This is a genomic window from Shinella sp. BE166, assembly GCF_051201095.1.
Lineage (GTDB): Bacteria > Pseudomonadota > Alphaproteobacteria > Rhizobiales > Rhizobiaceae > Shinella > Shinella lacus.
This window is the reverse complement of the sequence record NZ_JBPEHL010000003.1, coordinates 364,816-382,818: the sequence shown is the minus strand read 5'-3', so window position 1 is coordinate 382,818 and position 18,003 is coordinate 364,816. Positions and strand designations below refer to the sequence as shown.

Annotated in this window: 15 protein-coding genes; 10 read left to right on the top strand and 5 right to left on the bottom strand. The window is 63.0% G+C overall.

The window, feature by feature from the left end:
- Positions 1–50 precede the first annotated feature (50 nt).
- From J2Y63_RS09150 to J2Y63_RS09135, 4 genes are all read left to right on the top strand, one after another.
- Positions 51–1,487, top strand: a complete 1,437-nt coding sequence (locus tag J2Y63_RS09150) for an NAD-dependent succinate-semialdehyde dehydrogenase (protein ID WP_435265813.1) — start codon at positions 51–53, stop codon at positions 1,485–1,487.
- Positions 1,488–1,497: 10 nt separating this feature from the next.
- Positions 1,498–2,313 (top strand): HpcH/HpaI aldolase family protein, encoded by an 816-nt coding sequence (locus tag J2Y63_RS09145; RefSeq protein WP_435265812.1) that lies wholly within the window; start codon positions 1,498–1,500, stop codon positions 2,311–2,313.
- Positions 2,314–3,303, top strand: a complete 990-nt coding sequence (locus tag J2Y63_RS09140; RefSeq protein WP_435265811.1) for a hydroxyacid dehydrogenase — start codon at positions 2,314–2,316, stop codon at positions 3,301–3,303.
- 107 nt (positions 3,304–3,410) lie between these two features.
- Positions 3,411–4,322 (top strand): MurR/RpiR family transcriptional regulator, encoded by a 912-nt coding sequence (locus tag J2Y63_RS09135; protein ID WP_256116346.1) that lies wholly within the window; start codon positions 3,411–3,413, stop codon positions 4,320–4,322.
- Positions 4,323–4,324: 2 nt separating this feature from the next.
- On the opposite strand, the gene iolG is transcribed toward J2Y63_RS09135, so the two are convergent.
- The gene (gene iolG / locus J2Y63_RS09130) at positions 4,325–5,326 is read right to left on the bottom strand and encodes an inositol 2-dehydrogenase (RefSeq protein ID WP_435265810.1); all 1,002 of its coding nucleotides are present in this window, start codon (positions 5,324–5,326) and stop codon (positions 4,325–4,327) included.
- Positions 5,327–5,437: 111 nt separating this feature from the next.
- On the opposite strand from iolG, the gene J2Y63_RS09125 reads away from it, so the two are divergent.
- The 5 genes from J2Y63_RS09125 to J2Y63_RS09105 all read left to right on the top strand — a co-directional run bounded on the left by J2Y63_RS09125 (position 5,438) and on the right by J2Y63_RS09105 (position 11,713).
- Positions 5,438–6,631, top strand: coding sequence for a Gfo/Idh/MocA family protein (locus J2Y63_RS09125; protein WP_435265809.1), 1,194 nt, complete (start codon positions 5,438–5,440; stop codon positions 6,629–6,631).
- An 89-nt stretch (positions 6,632–6,720) separates the two neighbouring features.
- Positions 6,721–8,562 carry a 3D-(3,5/4)-trihydroxycyclohexane-1,2-dione acylhydrolase (decyclizing) gene (gene iolD, locus J2Y63_RS09120; RefSeq protein ID WP_435265808.1) on the top strand — a complete coding sequence of 614 codons (1,842 nt, stop codon included), beginning with the start codon at positions 6,721–6,723 and terminating at the stop codon, positions 8,560–8,562.
- A gap of 44 nt (positions 8,563–8,606) precedes the next feature.
- Positions 8,607–9,659, top strand: a complete 1,053-nt coding sequence (locus J2Y63_RS09115; protein WP_435265807.1) for a sugar phosphate isomerase/epimerase family protein — start codon at positions 8,607–8,609, stop codon at positions 9,657–9,659.
- Between the two features lie 53 nt (positions 9,660–9,712).
- Positions 9,713–10,846, top strand: coding sequence for a Gfo/Idh/MocA family protein (locus J2Y63_RS09110; protein ID WP_435266071.1), 1,134 nt, complete (start codon positions 9,713–9,715; stop codon positions 10,844–10,846).
- Positions 10,847–10,906: 60 nt separating this feature from the next.
- The gene (locus tag J2Y63_RS09105) at positions 10,907–11,713 is read left to right on the top strand and encodes an SDR family oxidoreductase (RefSeq protein WP_435265806.1); all 807 of its coding nucleotides are present in this window, start codon (positions 10,907–10,909) and stop codon (positions 11,711–11,713) included.
- Positions 11,714–11,729: 16 nt separating this feature from the next.
- On the opposite strand, the gene J2Y63_RS09100 is transcribed toward J2Y63_RS09105, so the two are convergent.
- A complete protein-coding gene (locus tag J2Y63_RS09100) occupies positions 11,730–12,794 on the bottom strand; it encodes a helix-turn-helix domain-containing protein (RefSeq protein WP_435265805.1) in 1,065 nt (354 codons plus the stop codon).
- A 225-nt stretch (positions 12,795–13,019) separates the two neighbouring features.
- On the opposite strand from J2Y63_RS09100, the gene J2Y63_RS09095 reads away from it, so the two are divergent.
- Positions 13,020–13,841: a hypothetical protein gene (locus tag J2Y63_RS09095; protein ID WP_435265804.1), complete on the top strand. Its 822-nt coding sequence runs from the start codon at positions 13,020–13,022 to the stop codon at positions 13,839–13,841.
- Positions 13,842–14,054: 213 nt separating this feature from the next.
- On the opposite strand, the gene J2Y63_RS09090 is transcribed toward J2Y63_RS09095, so the two are convergent.
- The 3 genes from J2Y63_RS09090 to J2Y63_RS09080 are packed head-to-tail and all read right to left on the bottom strand — an operon-like array spanning position 14,055 to position 17,967.
- Positions 14,055–14,846: a shikimate dehydrogenase family protein gene (locus J2Y63_RS09090; protein ID WP_435265803.1), complete on the bottom strand. Its 792-nt coding sequence runs from the start codon at positions 14,844–14,846 to the stop codon at positions 14,055–14,057.
- The gene (locus tag J2Y63_RS09085) at positions 14,843–16,357 is read right to left on the bottom strand and encodes an aldehyde dehydrogenase family protein (RefSeq protein WP_435265802.1); all 1,515 of its coding nucleotides are present in this window, start codon (positions 16,355–16,357) and stop codon (positions 14,843–14,845) included. Before J2Y63_RS09085 ends, J2Y63_RS09090 begins: the two co-directional genes overlap by 4 nt.
- The gene (locus tag J2Y63_RS09080; protein WP_435265801.1) at positions 16,357–17,967 is read right to left on the bottom strand and encodes a GMC family oxidoreductase; all 1,611 of its coding nucleotides are present in this window, start codon (positions 17,965–17,967) and stop codon (positions 16,357–16,359) included. Before J2Y63_RS09080 ends, J2Y63_RS09085 begins: the two co-directional genes overlap by 1 nt.
- Between the last annotated feature and the right edge of the window lie 36 nt (positions 17,968–18,003).

Genomic DNA, 18,003 nt, shown 5'->3' with positions numbered 1-18,003 from the left:
ATGCTGCTTGCGGATGCGGCCTTTTGCACCGCCGGCATGGAGGAGGTGACATGTACGGTTCCTACGGTTTGTTCATTGACGGCGCCTGGTCGGGGCCGGCGCGCGGGGCCTCGACGGAGATCACCGATCCCGGCAATGGCGAGGTTCTCGGCGTGGTGCCCGCCGCCGCCGTGGAGGATACGGAACGGGCGATCGCCGTTGCCGAACGCGCCTTCCGCGGTTGGAAGGCGACGCCCGCCTGGGCGCGTGCGGATGCACTGCACAAGGTCACCGACGTCATGGCCGCGCGTGCTGCGGAAGCGGCTCGCCAGATCACGCTGGAAACCGGCAAACCGCTGGCGCAGGCCGGCCGCGAATGGGGCCTCGCCGTCGACCAGTTCCGCTGGTACGCCGAGGAAGCCCGCCGCATCTATGGTCGCATCGTCGAAAGTCGTGCGCCGGGCGGCCGGCTGGAGGTGTCGCACGAGCCGGTCGGCGTCGTCGCGGCCTTCACGGCGTGGAATTTCCCGGCGGCGCTGATCGCCCGCAAGGTCGCGCCCGCGCTTGCGGCCGGCTGTGCCGTCATCGTCCGGCCTTCGGTCGAGGTGCCGGGCGTGGCGATGATCCTGTTCGACTGCCTGCACGAGGCCGGCCTTCCCGCAGGTGTCGCCAATCTCCTGATCGGCCCGACCGGCAACACCTACAAGCCCATCATGGCCTCCCCCCTCGTGCGCAAGGTATCGCTGACGGGCTCGACCCGCGTCGGCCAGCAGATGATCCGCGACAGCGCCGAGACGGTGAAGCGCGTCAGCATGGAGCTCGGTGGCAATGCGCCGATGATCGTCTTCGACGATGCCGATCTCGACCGGGCGCTCGACCTCGCCGTGCCGACGAAATACGCCAATGCCGGCCAGGTCTGCGTCACGCCGGATCGCTTCTACGTGCACGAGTCGCTGCACGATCGCTTTGCCGATGGTTTTGCCGCTCGCGCAAAGGCGCTGAAGCTCGGCCATGGTCTCGATGAGGCAACGCAGATGGGGTCGCTGATCAACGAGCGCCGCAGGCTGGCGATCGAAGAGATCATCGCCGACGCCAGCGACCGCGGCGGCAAGATCCTCGCTGGCGGCCGCCGCCTGGCCGGCATGAATGCCGGCTTCTTTTTCGAGCCGACCGTCATCACTGGCCTGCCGGACGATGCCAAGGCGATCGCCGAGGAGAATTTCGGCCCGATCGCCGCCATCACGCCTTTCTCCTCGGCGGACGAGGTCTTCGAGCGGGCGAATGCCTCCGAGATGGGCCTTTCCGCCTATGTCTTCACCCGCGATGCCGGGCGCGCCCGCGAGGCGGCGGCGCGGCTGGAGGCGGGCATGGTCGGTGTCAACAGCTTTGCGCTCGCGGCCGCCGAGGCGCCCTTCGGCGGCATCAAGGCGAGCGGCATGGGCCGCGAGGGTGGCACCGAGGGCATTCTGGATTATTCCAATGTCAAACTCGCGCAGATGACGGTTTGAGGAGAGAGCCATGATCAGGAACGGTGTCAAGCAGCGCTGGGCGGAGGGCAAGCCCGTCATCAACGGCTGGCTTTCGATCGGCAATTCCTTCAGCGCCGAAATCATGGCCGCGCAGGGCTACGATTCGCTCACCATCGACATGCAGCACGGCATCGTCGGTTATGACGGCACGGTGCCGATGTTGCAGGCGATGCGGGCAAGCGGCGTGACGCCGCTGGTGCGCGTGCCCTGGCTCGATCCCGCCGATATCATGAAGGCGCTCGATGCCGGCGCCTATGGCGTCATCTGCCCGATGATCAACACGCGCGCCGAGGCCGAGCGGCTGGTCTCCTACGTGCGCTATCCGCCCGCAGGCGTTCGCAGTTTCGGGCCGAGCCGGGCGCTCTTTTCCGCCGGTCCGGGTTACGCCGCGGAAGCCGACGACGAGATCATCTGCCTCGCCATGATCGAGACCGCGCAGGCCTATGAGAACCTCGAAGACATCCTCGCTACCCCCGGCCTCGACGGCGTCTATATCGGCCCGGCGGACCTGACGCTCGGCCTCCAGGGCAAGCGCTATGCGCCTGGCTTCGACCGCCGCGAGCCGGAGATGATTGAGGCGATCAAGCGGATCCTTCATGCGGCGCACAAGGCCGGCAAGCGTGCGGCCCTGCACAACGGCACCCCCGAATATGCGGCCGAGGCCGTCGGCTGGGGCTTCGATTTCGTCACCGTCTCCAACGACGTCCGTCTTCTCGCCGCCGCCGCCGATGCGAGCGTGCGGAGATTCCGCGAGCTCGTGCAGGAGGTCGCTCCCGAAAACAAGATCGATACGGGAGGCTATTGAATGCCGAGGATTCTAGTGGCCGGCAAGATCCACGCGGATGGGCTTGCGGTCCTGCACTCCGCGCCGGGCGTGACGGTCGATTATGTCGAGGAGGTTTCCGCGGCGAGCTACCAGCCGTTCCTCGCCGCTGCCGATGCGCTGCTCATCCGCACCCAGCCGCTGCCGGCGGAGTTCATTGCCGGCGCGCCGCAGCTCAAGATCGTCTCGCGCCACGGCGTGGGGTACGATTCGGTGGATGTCGAGGCGCTGAATGGCCGCGGCATCCCACTTGCCGTGGTCGGTGACGTGAATTCCCGCGCGGTCGCCGAACATGCTGCGATGCTGATGCTGTCGGCCGCTCGCCGCACCGTGCTTTTCGACCAAAAGATGCGCGCGGGCGACTGGAATTACCGCAACACCCTCGATGCCGATGAACTCGACGGGCGGACCCTGTTCGTCGTCGGTTTCGGGCGCATCGGCCGCCGGCTGGCGCAGATCGCAACGGTGCTCGGCATGGCGGTGCTGGCCTATGACAAATTCCAGGACGCCGCCGAGATTGCGGCGGCCGGCGTGACCCCGGTTGCCGATCTGCGCGATGGCCTCAGGCAGGCCGACGTGGTGTCGCTGCATGTGCCGAAATCCGGCGCCGAGCCGCTCATCGGGGCGCCGGAACTGGCGGTGATGAAACGCTCCGCCATCCTCGTCAACACGGCCCGCGGCGGCCTGATCGACGAGGCGGCGCTGCTCGCCGCGCTCAACGAGGGGCGGCTGTCCGCGGCCGGACTCGACGTGCTCGATTCCGAACCGCCGGCGCGCGACGACCCGATGCTTGCCTGCGAGCGCGTCGTGCTCTCGCCGCACAATGCCGGGCTGACCGAAGCCTGCGGGCGGCGCATGGCGATCTCGGCGGCGACCAACATCCTCGATTTCTTCAAGGGCACGCTCGATCCGGCGCTCGTCGTCAACCGCGACGAGATCGCGGCGCATGCCCGTTCGAGTGTCGGCGCCTGACCCTTTGGAGAGCTGTTTCCCGGCTTCGGCCAAAACGTTGCAGACTTTTGATTTATGCAATACTGCACGGTTTCTGAATGACACGAACTCTGGGGAGTGGAGGCTCAATGCCGCGGGTAAAACAGTCCGACCAGCCGCCACCGAAAACGGCGAACTACGAGACCTTCTTCAACATCGTCACGGAAGCCTATCCCAATCTCAGCGACCGGTTCCAGCAGGTCGCGCGGTTCATCACGCAGAACCCCAACGTCGTGGCCATGCAGTCGATCAATGCGATTGCCGAACAGTGCGGCGCGCATCCCTCCATCCTCGTGCGCTTCGCGCAGAATTTCGGCTTTTCCGGCTTCAAGCAGCTCCAGTCGGTGTTCCAGAGCCGGCTGTCGACCGCCGCACCCGGCTATCGCGAACGCATCAGCGCGCTCGACGTCGATCTGGAAAAGACCAAGCGCAAGGGCAATCTCGGTTTCCTGCATGACCTCGTGGTGCGCGACATCGCGACCCTGCAGGAGCTTTTGAACACGACGACGGAGGAGAGCCTTTCGCAGGCCGCCCGCGCGCTGAAGAACGCCAACACGATCTTCATCGCCGGCCAGTTGCGTTCGGAGCCGATTGCGAAATTCCTGCGCTACGTGCTCTCCATGCTGCAATGCCGCGTGATTCTTCTCGATCCGGCCGGCGGGCTTGCGCCGGAAATGGCGAAGGTGATGGGCAAGAAGGACGTGCTGGTCGCCATCGCCTTCCGGCACTATGCCAAGGAAGTGGTGACGATCGCCGATGTCGCGGCGGAAAATGGCACGCCGATCGTGGCAATCACCGACAGCCAGCTTTCGCCGCTCGCCAAGAATGCGACGGTGCTCTTCACGATTCCCGAAGACGAATATTCGTTCTCGCGCTCGCTCGCCGCACCCATGTGCCTGACACAGACGATTGCGGTGGCACTCGCCGCGCTGCTTCAGGAAGACAAGAAGGGCTCGCCCGAGATCCCGACGGTCACGGGCAAGCAGCGCCGCAAGCATTGAGGTCAGCCGGTAATCTCGCCGACCTTCACGAAGCGGCCTTCCGCCTTGGAGCGAATGGCCGCCTCGGCCAGCACCAGCGCCTTCTCCCCATCCTCGAAGGTGGCGTCCGGCTTGGTGTTTGAGGCAACGCAGGCGAGGAACGACTGGAGGCCGAGTTCGAAGGCTTCGACATAACGTTCGATGAAGAAATCGAGATAGGGCTCGCCCGCACCCGTCGTCATGGCATTGAAGCGCTCGACATGGTGGGCGCGGCGGTTGCCGGAGATCAGCATGCCCTTCGAGCCGAAGAGCTCGACGCGCTGGTCGTAGCCATAGGCGGCGGCGCGGGAATTGTTGATGTGGCAGAGCTTGCCGCTTGCCGTGCGCATGACGATCATCGTGGAATCGACATCGTCGAATTCCGCGAGCGTCGGATCGACGAGGGTGCTGCCGGTGGCAAAGACCTCGATGGGCTCTTCGCCCAGCATGAAGCGGGCGAGGTCGAAGTCGTGGATGGTCATGTCGCGGAAGATGCCGCCGGAGACTCTTAGGTAGTCGCGCGATGCCAGACCGGGATCGCGCGAGGTGATGATGACCTGCTGGAGATCGCCGATCTCGCCGGCGCGGGTGGCGTCACGGGCGGCGCGGTGGCCGGGATCGAAACGGCGGTTGAAGCCGATCTGCACGGGCTTTTCGAAGCCCGCGATGGCCTGGCGGCAGGCGATGACGCGGTCGAGCGACAGGTCGATCGGCTTCTCGCAGAAGATCGCCTTGCCGGCCTTGGCGGAAGCCTCGATGAGGTCCGCGTGGGTCGCCGTCGAGGTCGCGATCAGCACGGCGTCGGCGAGCGCGATCGCCTCCTCGGCGCTGGCGGCGACGGTGCAGCTGTAGCGCTGTCCGATCTCTTCGGCGGCGGCTGCGACCGGATCGTAGACGGCGGTGAGTTCGGCGCCTTTGGCGCGCACGACGGTGGCCGCGTGCATTTTGCCAATGCGGCCGCAGCCGAGCAGGGCTATTCTCGTCATCGGTTCCTCCCGGAAAATCGGAATGCAAAATTCGTTGCGCTTTTGATATTCTCTCAATAATAATTCTGCAAGCCCGTTTTCGGGCCAGCGAGGATTTTGAGGGAGGTGAGCATGGCAGAGGGTTCCGACAAAGCAGAATTCCCGTTGGCGGAGCGCCGCTTGCGGCTCGGTGTCGTCGGCGGCGGGCAGGGCAGTTTCATCGGCAAGGTGCATGCACGCGGCGCGCGGCTCTCCAACCGTTGGGATGTGGTTGCCGGCGCGCTATCGTCCCGGCCGCAGATCGCAAAGGAATCCGGGCGGGCCTGGCTGCTCGCGGACGATCGCATCTATACCGACTACCGCGTGATGGCCGAGCGTGAGGCGGCGCGGCCGGATGGCATCGATGCCGTCGCGATCACCACGCCCAACAATTCCCACCATGCCATCGCTTGTGCCTTCATGGAAAAGGGCATCGACGTGATCAGCGACAAGCCGCTGACCACGACGCTTGACGATGCGCTTGATCTGGTGCGCCGGCAGAAGGAAACGGGCCTCGTCTTTGGCGTAACCTACGCTTATGCGGCCTCCGCCATGGTGCGGCAGGCCCGCCAGATGATCCGCGAGGGCGCGCTCGGCAAGTTGCAGCAGGTGCATGTCGAATATTTCCAGGAATGGGCGCTGACGCCGCCGAAGGATGCTGGTGCCGGCGCGCAGTGGCGCGTCGATCCTTCGATCGTCGGCCCCACCTTCACGACGGGCGATATCGGCACCCATTGCCACCATCTCGGCGCCTTCGTCTGCGGCCGCCCGGTCACGGGGGTGCGCGCCGAGTTCCACACGCTCGGGCCGCCGAAGGCGCTGGAGGACACCGCCTTCATGCATGTGCGCTACGAGGGCGATATTCCCGGCACGATCATGATTTCGCAGGTGGCGCCCGGCGCCCATTGCGGCCTGCGCATCCGCGTCTTCGGCGACAAGGCGAGCCTGGAATGGAACCAGGAAGAGCCGGAACTCCTGCATTTCCGCCGCTTCGGCGAACCCGCGCGCATCCTCACGCGCGGCGAGGGCGCCGGCATCGGCGTGCATGCGGCGCGTTTCGTGCATATGCCGCGCGGCCATCCCGAGGCGCTGAGCGACGCCTGGGGCAATCTCTACGAGGAATTCGCCATCGCTGTCGAGGCGCGGCGCCTCGGCCGGACCTTGCCCGAAGGGTTGCTGGAATACCCGACGGTGGAGGATGGTGCGCTCGGCGTGAAGTTCATCGAGGCGGCGCTGGCGTCCAGCCAGTCGGGCGGTGCCTGGGCGGATTGCACCCTGCAGTTCTGATCTGCAATAAGTATTGCAAAAAGTAATTATATGAAATAAAAGTTTCTCGGTAGGAGCCGGCGCCGGAGGCCAGCTCAGGGAGGTTTACCATGTCCACCATCCGCCTGACCATGGCACAAGCCCTGGTGCGCTACCTCTGCAACCAGTTTACCGAGATCGACGGAAGGCGCGAGCCGCTGTTTCCCGGCGTCTTCGCCATCTTCGGCCACGGCAATGTTACATGCCTTTCGGAAGCGCTGGAAGCGGTCAAGGACACGCTGCCGACCTGGCGCGGCCAGAACGAGCAGTCGATGGCGCTCGCCGCGATCGGCTTCGCCAAGGCGACGCGCCGCCGCCAGATCATGGTCGCGACCAGCTCCATCGGCCCCGGCGCGCTGAATATGGTGACGGCCGCGGGCGTGGCGCATACCAACCGCCTGCCGATCCTGCTTCTTGCCGGCGACAGTTTTGCCAACCGTCGTCCCGACCCGGTCATGCAGCAGGTCGAGCATTTCGGCAATCCGACGATCACCGTCAACGACGCCTTCAAGGCCGTGACGCGCTATTGGGACCGCATCGTCCATCCGGAACAGATCCTTTCCTCGCTGCCGCAGGCCGTCGCCGTCATGCTCGACCCGGCCGATTGCGGCCCCGCCTTCATCGGCTTGCCGCAGGACGTGCAGGAAGTCGCCTGGGACTATCCGGAGAGCTTCTTCGCGCCGACTGTCCACAAGGTTCCCCGCCCGCGCCCCGATCGCGACAGCCTTGCAGAAGCCGTGCGCGTATTGAAAGCGGCAAAACGCCCGCTGATCATCTCCGGCGGCGGCGTGCGCTATTCCGGTGCGGAAACGGCACTCGCCGCCTTCGCCGAAAAACACGGCATCCCGATCTGCGAAACCATTGCCGGCAAGGGCACGGTCACCCACGACCACCCGGCCCATGTCGGCCCGATCGGCATTGTCGGCTCCACCTCGGCCAATGCGCTAGCGGCGGAAGCCGACGTGGTGCTCGCCGTCGGCACGCGGTTGATGGATTTCACCACCGGCTCCTGGACGGCCTTTTCGCCGGACGCCCGCTTCGTCTCGATTAACGCCGCGCGCTGGGATGCCAACAAGCACCGCGCCGTCGCCGTCGTCGGCGATGCGCTGGAAACGGTGGGCGAACTGGAAGCAGCGCTCGGCGACCACAAGGCCGATGGCGCTTGGACGGAAAAGGGCCGGCTGGAATTCGCCAAGTGGAACGATGCGCTCGACGGCTACCAGAAGCCCACGAATGCGCCGGTGCCGACCTATGCCCAGGTCGTCGGCATCGTCAATTCCAAGGCGAAGGACCGTGACCTGATCATCACCGCCGCCGGCGGCCTGCCGGGCGAGGTGATGAAGAACTGGCGCGTCAAGGCGCCGAACACCTTCGATTGCGAGTTCGGCTTCTCCTGCATGGGCTACGAGATCGCCGCCGGCTGGGGTGCCGCCATGGCTGACTCCACCCGCACGCCCATCGTCATGATCGGCGACGGCACCTATATGATGATGAACTCGGACATCTATTCGACCGTGCTCTCCGGCCACAAGATGATCCTCATCGTCTGCGACAATGGCGGCTATGCGGTGATCAACCGCCTGCAGAACGCCAAGGGCACGCCGGGGTTCAACAATCTCATCAAGGATTGCCGCGTCAAGGAACCCTTCGCCGTCGACTTCGCCAAACATGCCGAGGCGATGGGCGCGCTGACGCGCCGGGTCGAAAGCCTCGCCGATCTCGGCGACGCCGTCGAATGGGCGCAGACCACCGATCGCACCACCGTCATCACCATCGTCTCCGACGCCTTCACCTGGACGCCGGGCGACGCCTGGTGGGATGTCGGCGTGCCGCAGGTCAGCGAGCGGGCGGAGGTCAACGCCGCGTCGAAGGACCAGTTGGAGGGCCGCAGGAAGCAGCGCGTCGGCGTCTGATCGCGGCACTGCCTCGACACCATTTTGATCTGAGGACGACAAGCATGAGAACCATCAAGGGTCCCGGCGTGTTTCTTGCGCAATTTGCCGGCGATGAAGCGCCTTTCAACTCGTTGAAGGGGTTAGCGGGTTGGGCTGCCGACAAGGGGTTCAAGGGCGTACAGATCCCGACCTGGGACAGCCGGGTGATCGATCTCGAACGTGCGGCGGATAGCCAGGACTATGTCGACGAGATCAAGGGTACTCTTGACGCGCATGGCCTCGTCGTGACGGATCTTGCCAGTCACTTGCAGGGACAACTCGTCGCCCTTCACCCATCCTTCAACCTGCCGGCCGATTCTTTTGCGCCTGCCAGGGTGCACCGTGATCCCAAGGCCCGACAGGAATGGGCTGTCAACCAGTTGCTCTGCGCAGCCAAGGCCTCGCGCCGGTTCGGTGTCGATCGCCATACGACCTTCAGCGGAACGCTTCTGTGGCCCTATTTCTACCCCTATCCGCAATGGCCGGACGGGCTGATTTCCGATGGCTTCGATGAACTGGCGCGGCGATGGCGGCCGATCCTCGATGCCTTCGACCAGGAGGGGGTCGACGTCTGCTACGAAATCCATCCGACCGAGGATTTGCATGACGGCCTGACCTTCGAGATGTTCCTGGAGCGCGTCGACAACCATGCGCGCTGCAACATCATGTACGATCCGAGCCATCTGGTGCTCCAGTCGATCGACTACCTCGCCTACATCGATCATTACCACCAGCGTATCAAGACCTTCCACGTCAAGGATGCGGAGTTCCGGCCCACGGGCAAGACGGGGGCCTATGGCGGGTATCAGCCTTGGGTCAACCGCGCCGGCCGCTTCCGCTCGCCGGGAGACGGACAGGTCGATTTCGGCGCCATCTTCTCGAAATTCACGGGCTACGGCTTTGACGGATGGGCAGTGCTCGAGTGGGAGTGCTGCCTGAAAAACTCGGAAGACGGTGCGGCCGAGGGCGCACGCTTCATTCGCGACCATATCATCAAAGTTTCGGATCGCGCTTTCGACGACTTCGTGAAGTCCGGCGCGGACCGGTCCGTCAACAAAGAAATTCTCGGGATCTAAGGGCCTTGTCCGTGTCGAAAACAAACCTGTCCAACCGTCGTCTTCGTCTCGGCATGGTCGGTGGCGGCGAAGGGGCCTATATCGGCGGCATCCATCGCTTTGCCGCACGTCTCGATAACCACTACGATCTCGTCGCAGGCGCGTTCGATGTCGATGCCGAACGGGGGCACAGTTTCGCCTCTACTAACTTCATCGACCGGGACCGCTCTTATGGCGACTATCTCGCTATGGTCGCGGGAGAGCGCACACGGGATGACCGCATCGATGTCGTTGCGATCTGCACGCCCAACCATACGCACTTTCCGATCGCCAAAGCGTTTCTCGAAGCCGGGTTCGACGTCATCTGCGAGAAGCCGATGACGACAACCGTCGAGGATGCGATCGCTCTTCATGACCTGGCGCAAACGACGGGGCGTTTCCTCGGGGTGACCTACACATACAGCGGTTATCCGATGGTTCATGAGGCGCGCGCAATGGTTGCGCGCGGGGACCTTGGCAAAGTCCGCGTGGTGCAGGTCGAATATCCGCTGGAATGGATGGCCACAGGGATCGAACTGCAAGGCAACCAGCAGGCGGCCTGGCGCACGGATCCGAAGAAGAACGGGCGCGGCGGTTCGATTGGTGACATCGGCACGCATGCCTATCATCTCGCGGGTTTCGTAAGCGGATTGAAGGCCGAGGCCGTCGCCGCCGATCTCGCGACTTTCGTCGAGGGGCGAGCACTGGACGACAACGCCCACGTGATGATCCGCTACGAGGGTGGCGCGCGGGGACTTCTGTGGTCTTCACAGGTCGCGATCGGCCAGTCGAACGGCTTGAGGCTGCGGGTCTTCGGCGAGAAAGGCAGTCTCGTCTGGCATCAAGAGCAGCCGAATGAGCTGGTCTTCACCGGGCTCTTCGGCGCTCCAGCCACGATCAAGCGCGGCCGCGACGATCTCACCGATGGTGCGCGCATTCGAACCCGGACACCGCCGGGCCACCCGGAAGGCTATATCGAAGCCTTCACGAACCTCTATTCCGGCTTCGCCGCCGCCATCCGGGAGAAGGAGAGTGGAGCCTCGGCCGGGCCGTCCGGGGAGGGACTACCGTCGTCCTATGACGGACTTAAAGGCGTCGCCTTCGTCGATGCCGTCGTCGACAGCCATGAGAAGCACAATGGTGGATGGTTGTCGTTGCAGTTCGCTTAGAGCGCGCACCGGACAAGCCGAACCGCAAGACAACGCGTAAGCGCAGGAGAGGAAATCCGAATGGCACAGTTTGAAAACAAGATCATCGTCGTGACAGGTGGCACCCAGGGACTCGGTGCCGCAACTGCAAAGCTTCTTGCGGAACGCGGCGCGAAGGGGCTGATCATTTGCGGGAGATCTGAAGAAAAAGGTGCGGCACAGGCGGCCCAGCTTGGAGCTCTGGGTGCCGAGACCGTTTTCGTCAAAGCCGATCTGTCGAATGTGGAAGATTGCAAGGCCGTCATCGCTGCGGCAGACAAAACGTTCGGCCGGCTCGACAGCCTGGTCAATGCTGCCGGCATGACAAATCGCGGGACCATCCTCAGCACCAGCCCGGAACTCTTCGACCAGCTGTTTGCGGTCAACACCCGGGCGCCGTTCTTCCTCATGCAAAGTGCGATCGAGCTTTTCAAGCGCGACAGCATTGCGGGAACGATCGTCAACATTTCGACGATGTCCTCGATGGGCGGACAGCCGTTCCTGGCTGCCTACAGCGCCTCCAAGGGCGCCCTTGACACGCTCACACGCAACACCGCTTACGCCGCACTTCGGAACCGCATCCGCGTCAACAGCCTCAACATCGGCTGGATGGCCTCCGAGGGAGAAGACAGGACGCAACGCGAACTGGACGGCCAGCCGGCCGATTGGCTCGAGAAAGCCGTCGTCGCCCAACCAAATGGCCGCCTGATCGAGCCCGAAGAGGTCGCCCGGGCAATCGCGTTCCTTGCGTCAGAGGAATCCGGCCTGATGACCGGTGCGATCATAAACTTCGACCAGGCGATCTGGGGCGCCTATGACAGCCTGCCGCACGCGAATTCGGCCCTGTGATGCAGGTCAAAAGGGCCTAGCTTTCAATATGCCGCGGCACCAGCGGATGGATATAAGGGATCGCTTCCGGCGATACCGGGAACGGAATGTCCTTGCCGGCCGGGCGGACGGCGAGCGTCCTAACATCCTTGGGCGTCAGGCCGAAAAGCGCCTTGAAGGAGCGCGTAAAGGTCGAAGCATGCGCAAAGCCAAGTTCGAATGCCATGTTCGAGACGCGCAGGTTTTTTTCGGAAGGGTCGGTCATCCGGCGGAACGCATGCCGCAATCGTCGCTCGGTGATGTAGGCGGTGACGCCTCCAAGCGGCTCGAAGGCGCGGTACAACGTCGAGCGCGTCATGCCGAACTCCTCGAGCAATGCCTGGACCCCCAAATCGGGATCGGTCAATCTACGTTCGATTACAGCTTTCACGCTTGCAAGCGACACGGTGCTCCCCTGTATGTCGGGCGTCACCTTTGAATGTGATATGGTTTCAAGGCAGGATTTGACGAGCAGGATCATCGCCTCGGCGATCGGGCTTGCGTGCGGCGATTGTATCGCCGGCCCGATCTCCATGGTGTGCTCCATGATGCCGATCAGTATTCTTGAGAGTGCTCCTGGCCGGACCACAAGACCATGCGCGCTGTCAAGCAGCGGAATGGCCCGCTCCAGTTTCCGCCGTTGAATGGCGAGGCTGATATTCTCGACAGACGGTGCCTCGATGACGATCTCCTGTGAGAGATCGAAGAACGCAAGTTCTCCTGGCTCGACCCGCCGGGTTTTATCGCCGATACGATAGGTAAAATGGCCGCTCGTGTAGCAAACGACCAGGATATCGTCGGTCGCCGACCTGGCAATCGTTCGCACCGTCCGCGTAAACCGGGAGGCGGTCGCTCTTGCCCGCGAAACGGTGACGTCCGGCAGGCAATAGATCTCTGACTCAGAAGAGAACGGTGTCATTCCGCCAGAATCCGGCACCTCGAACTCGAACAGCGGAAGCATCATTTCACTGTATGCTGCCAGCGCCTGGGGATCGGCCTCGGGGAAGATCATCTTGAAGCAATCGATGGTCGAGGCGGCGTTGGGAAGCGAATGTTTTGTCATGAAACTTTCGACGGGTGGAGATGTACATCCAGCTAAATAATAGGCCCGACCTCCGACGATATTCAAGGACCATGTCAGGGGCATTTCTCGCCGATTGGTGACAGGGCAGTCCGGTCTCTATACCGCCCGTCCCAGATGCTTATCACAGCGTCCAAACCGCCTTTATGCGTCTTGACTGTAACGTCGCTCCATTCAGACAGTCTCCTCCGCGTGGAGACGGTGTCCGTGCCGGCCATGAGTTGCATAAGTCATCATGACGCGAAGAGAAGAGAGACCTATCCGGTTCCGGAGACATTCGGATCGCGGGAGAATAGCGACCTCTTTGAAGAACAAACCGGATCGACCTGCACTTGGCAATCCGACATGATATTCGAGGGGAAAATGTACGTTACGCAGAGTTATATTGATGTTGACGAAGCCGCAGAGAACCCAGATCTTGTTAATGGGAGTGTTACGATCGGCATCACCTTGATCGACAATAAAACGTTGATAAGGCCCATGGTAACCGACTTTGGACCCAGAAGTGGCAATAGTCTCGTTCTGTTTGCGAAGGACATGGACACAATCATCCGGGGACTGAGCGCTTATACCGGCAGCTCGTCCATTGCTCTCACGGGACCGGTCGCCGCTCTTCCAATGGTGTTTGGCGATCCGAGGAAGCGACAGAACGTCACTGCCCAGTACATCAAGGGTCAGGTCCAGAATGTTGGCAATAATGTCAAAGGATTACGCGTAAAGGCGATGGGGACGTTCGAGCGCTGGCAGAACAAGAGGGGAGGCACGCCGAACGCGAAACTGAAGGAGATGCAAAGATTTGGCAACAGGATCGGCTTCGATGGACACCTTTGGCATGACGGCCCGAAGAACTACGGTGGCACCAAAGATACTGTAAGGGATTACAATCTTGCCGTGAGCCACGCTCTCGTCTACTTGTTTCCTGCCTCTTACCGAATGTCATTTAACCGCAATGTCGTCTGCGCCATAGATGGCAAAGGGGAAACTTCACTTGCAGCAATTGCCAGGCTCTTGAGAACCGTCAAGCTTTAGCGAATCCCGCTTTGTGGTTCATCATCCGCCGCCTAAGGGGTTCCCGAAGCCCGAGACGTTCCGACAACAGGTTAGGAAACTTCTGGCCAATGCAGGTGGTTGCAGAGTGGGAATGCGCTTGGAAATAGCGTGGCTACGCTTGAACCGTGCGGCGAACGGTGTTGCGATTATCAACCGCGCTGCAATGCTATTGAACAAGGGTTGAGCCCTTCGTTATACGCTGTCCTCGGCACAGGAACCGGGAAGACGAAAGAAGTTCCAGATCGCTTCCACCTGGTAGTCGAGCATGTGACGGCCCTCCTGGATGGGGTGTCCCAGATTTTCGGCTTCTGCCAGCAGGCGCGTCTTCGGCGGCTTCATAATGGCCTCGCACACCAACGCCCCCGGTCGCAGACCTGCCGGGTCGAAGGGGAGCGCGTCGGTGGGGGACATACCGGCTGAGCTTGCATTGATCGCAATGTCATCGAGTGCGGATGGTGGACCGACGGTGATGGGGACCGCCGTATGCGCGGCAAGCCGCGCGCTGAGGCGTTCGGCGAGTGGCTGGTTGATGTCGAAGATCCGGATTGTCGCCGCATCCCGGTCGATGAGGGAGAGCGCTATGGCCGTTCCCGCCCCACCTGCACCGACAATAGCGCAGCGCCGGCCCGCGATGGGTCCGTGTCTGGCCTCCACCCCGATGGCAAATCCTTCGCCGTCATAGAGGTCGCCCGTCCACCCGTCTTTCGTCGGGCGGATCACATTTGCGGCGTGCGCGATCCCGACGCGATGCGAGGCATCCGACAAAAGCCGCGCGGCGGCGAATTTGTGGGGGACCGTGATCACCAGTCCTCCGAGGTTGCGCATGTGTCGCAGGCCCTTCAGCGCGTCCTCGAAATCGCCGGTCGTGACGTGCATGGGAACCATGACGGCATCGATACCCCTTTCCCGAAAGAGCGCGTTGAAGACTTCGGGGGAGCGGGCCTGTGCGATGGGATCACCGACGATGCCGAAGATCGTTGTCATTGCCGACCTGCTCCAGCCGCCGGCACCCAGAGATTGGCCCGCGGTCCCTGGTGGAACAGCACCGACTTCGTTTCCATGAAGTCTTCAATCGCGTGTGGACCCTGTTCCCGGCCGATTCCGCTTTCGCGCATGCCGCCGAAAGGCATTTCGGGAAAACCGTCCATCCAGCAATTCACCCAGATCGTGCCTGCCGAAAGTTCGCGACCTGCTTTGAGAGCGCTTTCGTAGCGGCTCGTCCAGATGCCGGCGGACAGGCCGTAATGCGTGCCATTGGCAATCGATATGGCGTCATCGAGATCCTCGAAGGTCAGTGTGGAGAGCACCGGGCCGAAGACTTCGTCGGTTGCAATCGGCATCTGGCGGGTGACGTCGCTGACGACCGTCGGCGTCATGAAGAGGCCCTTGGCGGTCTCCATGCGCGTCCCACCGAGGCGGACTTTCGCGCCGTCGCTACGCGCGCCGCTGACGAAGCCGAGGATGCGGTCCATCTGGTTCTGGTTGACGATTGCGCCAACCTTGGTCGCTTCGTCGAGCGGGTCGCCGACGGTTACGCGCTTCGTCAAGGCCTCGACGCGGGCGAGGAATTCCTCGCTGATCGACTTTTCGACGATGAGGCGGCTTGACGAATTGCAGCACTGGCCGGCGTTGAAGAAGACGCCGAACACGACGGCATCTGCCGCAGCGTCGAGATCTGCATCCGCGCAGACGATCTGCGGGTTCTTGCCGCCGAGTTCGAGTGCGACACGCTTGAGGTTGCCTGCCGATGCGCGGACGATACCCTTGCCGACGGCGGTGGAGCCGGTGAACGAGATCATGTCCACATTCGGGTGCTCGGCAAGCCGCTGGCCAACGATTGCGCCATAGCCAACGATGATGTTGACGACGCCGGCAGGCACGCCCGCTTCGTTGAGGATGGCGCCGAGCCGCAGTGCCGATCCGGGGGTGAGTTCGCTGGGCTTGACGACGACGGTGCAGCCGGCCGCCAGCGCGAAGGGCAGCTTCTGGCTGAGGATCACGAAGGGGAAGTTCCAGGGCGTGATGAGCGCGACAACGCCGACCGGCTCACGCGTCGTCAGGCCGAGCATGTGGGGACCGAGGCTGGAGTTGCTTTCACCATGCTGGGAGCGGGCCTGCCCGGCGGCGTAGCGCCAGAGGTCGATCGCGCCCGCGATCTCCGCGCGGACCTGCGTGATCGGCTTGCCGCCTTCCAGGACGTCGGCGAGGACCAGTTGGTCCTTGTGGGTCTCGACGAGATCGGCCACGCGAAAGAGGACGCGCGAGCGCTCAGCGCCGCTCATGCGTGGCCATGGGCCGGTGTCGAATGCCTTGCGCGCGGCGGCGACCGCGCGGTCCGTGTCGGCGACATCGGCGAGCGGATAATCGCCGACCACGATGTCATGGGCAGGGCTCGAGCGGGTGAAGCGCTCGCCGGAGGCCGCGTCGCAGGCGTTCCCGTCGATCCATTGCTGGTAGGATTGGGCCTTGATCCCGGTTGCCTGGTCAATCGTCATCATGCGGTTCCTTTCACACTGTGACCCGCTGCGGCCAGGATGAGATCCGATGCCTTCTCAGCGATCATGATGGTGGGTGCGTTGGTGTTCGCACTGATTTCGAGCGGCATGACCGAGGAATCGCAGACGCGAAGGCCCTCGATGCCGCGCACGCGCAGTTCGGGATCGACGACGGCGAGGTCGTCTGTTCCCATCTTGCAACTGCCGACCGGGTGGTAATCGGTCTTTGCCCACTGGCGCACATAGGCTTCAAGCTCCTGGTCCGTCTTCATCTGCGGGCCGGGCATGCGTTCGGTCTTGAGGTACGGGCGCATCGACGGGGCGGCCATGACCTCGCGTGCCAGTTTCAGGCCGGCAACCGCCATGCGCATATCGTCCGGGTGCGACAGGTAGTTGGGATCGATGAGTGGGGCGGTCGTTGGGTCTGCGCTTGCAAGCCGAACCGTTCCTCGGCTCTTCGGCCTGAGCAGATTCGTATAAAGACAGACACCATATCCCGGGATGCGCATGAGGCCATGATCGACGACATAGGCCGGTAAGAAATGGAGCTGGGTGTCGGGAATTTCCGATGTGGGATCGGCCTTCACGAAGGCGCCGGCCTCGACGATGTTGGTGGTAACCGGACCGTTGCGAAACAGCAGATACTGCAGCACCCACCACGCCTGGCGGATATGCTGGTCAACCCCATAGTAGCTGTGCGGGCCGCTACAGTCGTAGACTGTGTAGCAGTCGAGATGGTCTTGCAGGTTTTCGCCAACACCTTTGATATCGGCGACGACAGGGATGCCATGTTTGCCAAGGTGCTCCGCCGGGCCAATTCCGGACAGCATGAGCAATTTCGGCGAGCCGATGGCGCCGCTCGTCACGACGATTTCGCGGCCAGCATGGGCGCGCTCGATACTGGTGGAACCATCGACACGATATTCGACGCCAACGGCGCGACCGTTCTCGAGGATCAGCCGGCCGACCTGCGCCCGTGTGATCACCGTGAGGCCCTTGTTCTTGCGCGCGGGCCGCAGGTAGGACACCGCAGAACTTCCCCGCCGGCCGTCCCGGGTGGTTGTCTGGTGGTAGCCGACACCTTCCTGTTCGGCGCCGTTGAAGTCGGGGTTGTAGGGAATGCCGGCTTCCTGCGCGGCCTTGATGAAGGCGGCAGAAATCTTCAGGGGGCTGATCGCATCCGAGACGGCAAGCGGTCCATCGACACCGTGGTACTCGTTGGAGAATCGCGCGTTCGATTCTGCCTTCCGGAAATAGGGCAGCACATCGGCGTAGGACCAGCCGTGCGCACCGCCCGCCGCCCATCTGTCGTAGTCGGTGCGATGGCCGCGGGTATAGATCATGGCGTTGATGGAGCTGCCGCCGCCGAGCGTCTTGCCCTGCGGATACCACATGTCGCGGTTGTTGAGGTGTTTCTGCGGAACGGTGCGGAAGCCCCAGTTGACACGCGGGCCGCTCAATTTGGTAAAACCGGCAGGGACATGGATGAACGGGTGATTGTCCGGGTAGCCCGCTTCGAGAAGAAGAACGGTCGCACCCGAATCGCTCAATCGCGCCGCCAGAACGCAACCCGCGGCTCCGCCGCCCGCAATGATATAGTCATAAGTCATTGAAAAGCCTCTTCCCATGCGGCCGCCCTGCTGGGC

Excerpts from the sequence above, each read along its gene's own strand:
- J2Y63_RS09125 (WP_435265809.1), top strand. The coding sequence starts at position 5,438 with ATGGCAGAGGGTTCCGACAAAGCAGAATTCCCGTTGGCGGAGCGCCGC.
- J2Y63_RS09150 (WP_435265813.1), top strand. The coding sequence starts at position 51 with ATGTACGGTTCCTACGGTTTGTTCATTGACGGCGCCTGGTCGGGGCCG.
- J2Y63_RS09135 (WP_256116346.1), top strand. The coding sequence starts at position 3,411 with ATGCCGCGGGTAAAACAGTCCGACCAGCCGCCACCGAAAACGGCGAAC.
- J2Y63_RS09105 (WP_435265806.1), top strand. The coding sequence starts at position 10,907 with ATGGCACAGTTTGAAAACAAGATCATCGTCGTGACAGGTGGCACCCAG.
- J2Y63_RS09080 (WP_435265801.1), bottom strand. The coding sequence starts at position 17,967 with ATGACTTATGACTATATCATTGCGGGCGGCGGAGCCGCGGGTTGCGTT.
- J2Y63_RS09090 (WP_435265803.1), bottom strand. The coding sequence starts at position 14,846 with ATGACAACGATCTTCGGCATCGTCGGTGATCCCATCGCACAGGCCCGC.
- J2Y63_RS09110 (WP_435266071.1), top strand. The coding sequence starts at position 9,713 with ATGGTCGGTGGCGGCGAAGGGGCCTATATCGGCGGCATCCATCGCTTT.
- J2Y63_RS09145 (WP_435265812.1), top strand. The coding sequence starts at position 1,498 with ATGATCAGGAACGGTGTCAAGCAGCGCTGGGCGGAGGGCAAGCCCGTC.
- J2Y63_RS09085 (WP_435265802.1), bottom strand. The coding sequence starts at position 16,357 with ATGACGATTGACCAGGCAACCGGGATCAAGGCCCAATCCTACCAGCAA.
- iolD (WP_435265808.1), top strand. The coding sequence starts at position 6,721 with ATGTCCACCATCCGCCTGACCATGGCACAAGCCCTGGTGCGCTACCTC.
- J2Y63_RS09115 (WP_435265807.1), top strand. The coding sequence starts at position 8,607 with ATGAGAACCATCAAGGGTCCCGGCGTGTTTCTTGCGCAATTTGCCGGC.
- iolG (WP_435265810.1), bottom strand. The coding sequence starts at position 5,326 with ATGACGAGAATAGCCCTGCTCGGCTGCGGCCGCATTGGCAAAATGCAC.
- J2Y63_RS09100 (WP_435265805.1), bottom strand. The coding sequence starts at position 12,794 with ATGACAAAACATTCGCTTCCCAACGCCGCCTCGACCATCGATTGCTTC.
- J2Y63_RS09140 (WP_435265811.1), top strand. The coding sequence starts at position 2,314 with ATGCCGAGGATTCTAGTGGCCGGCAAGATCCACGCGGATGGGCTTGCG.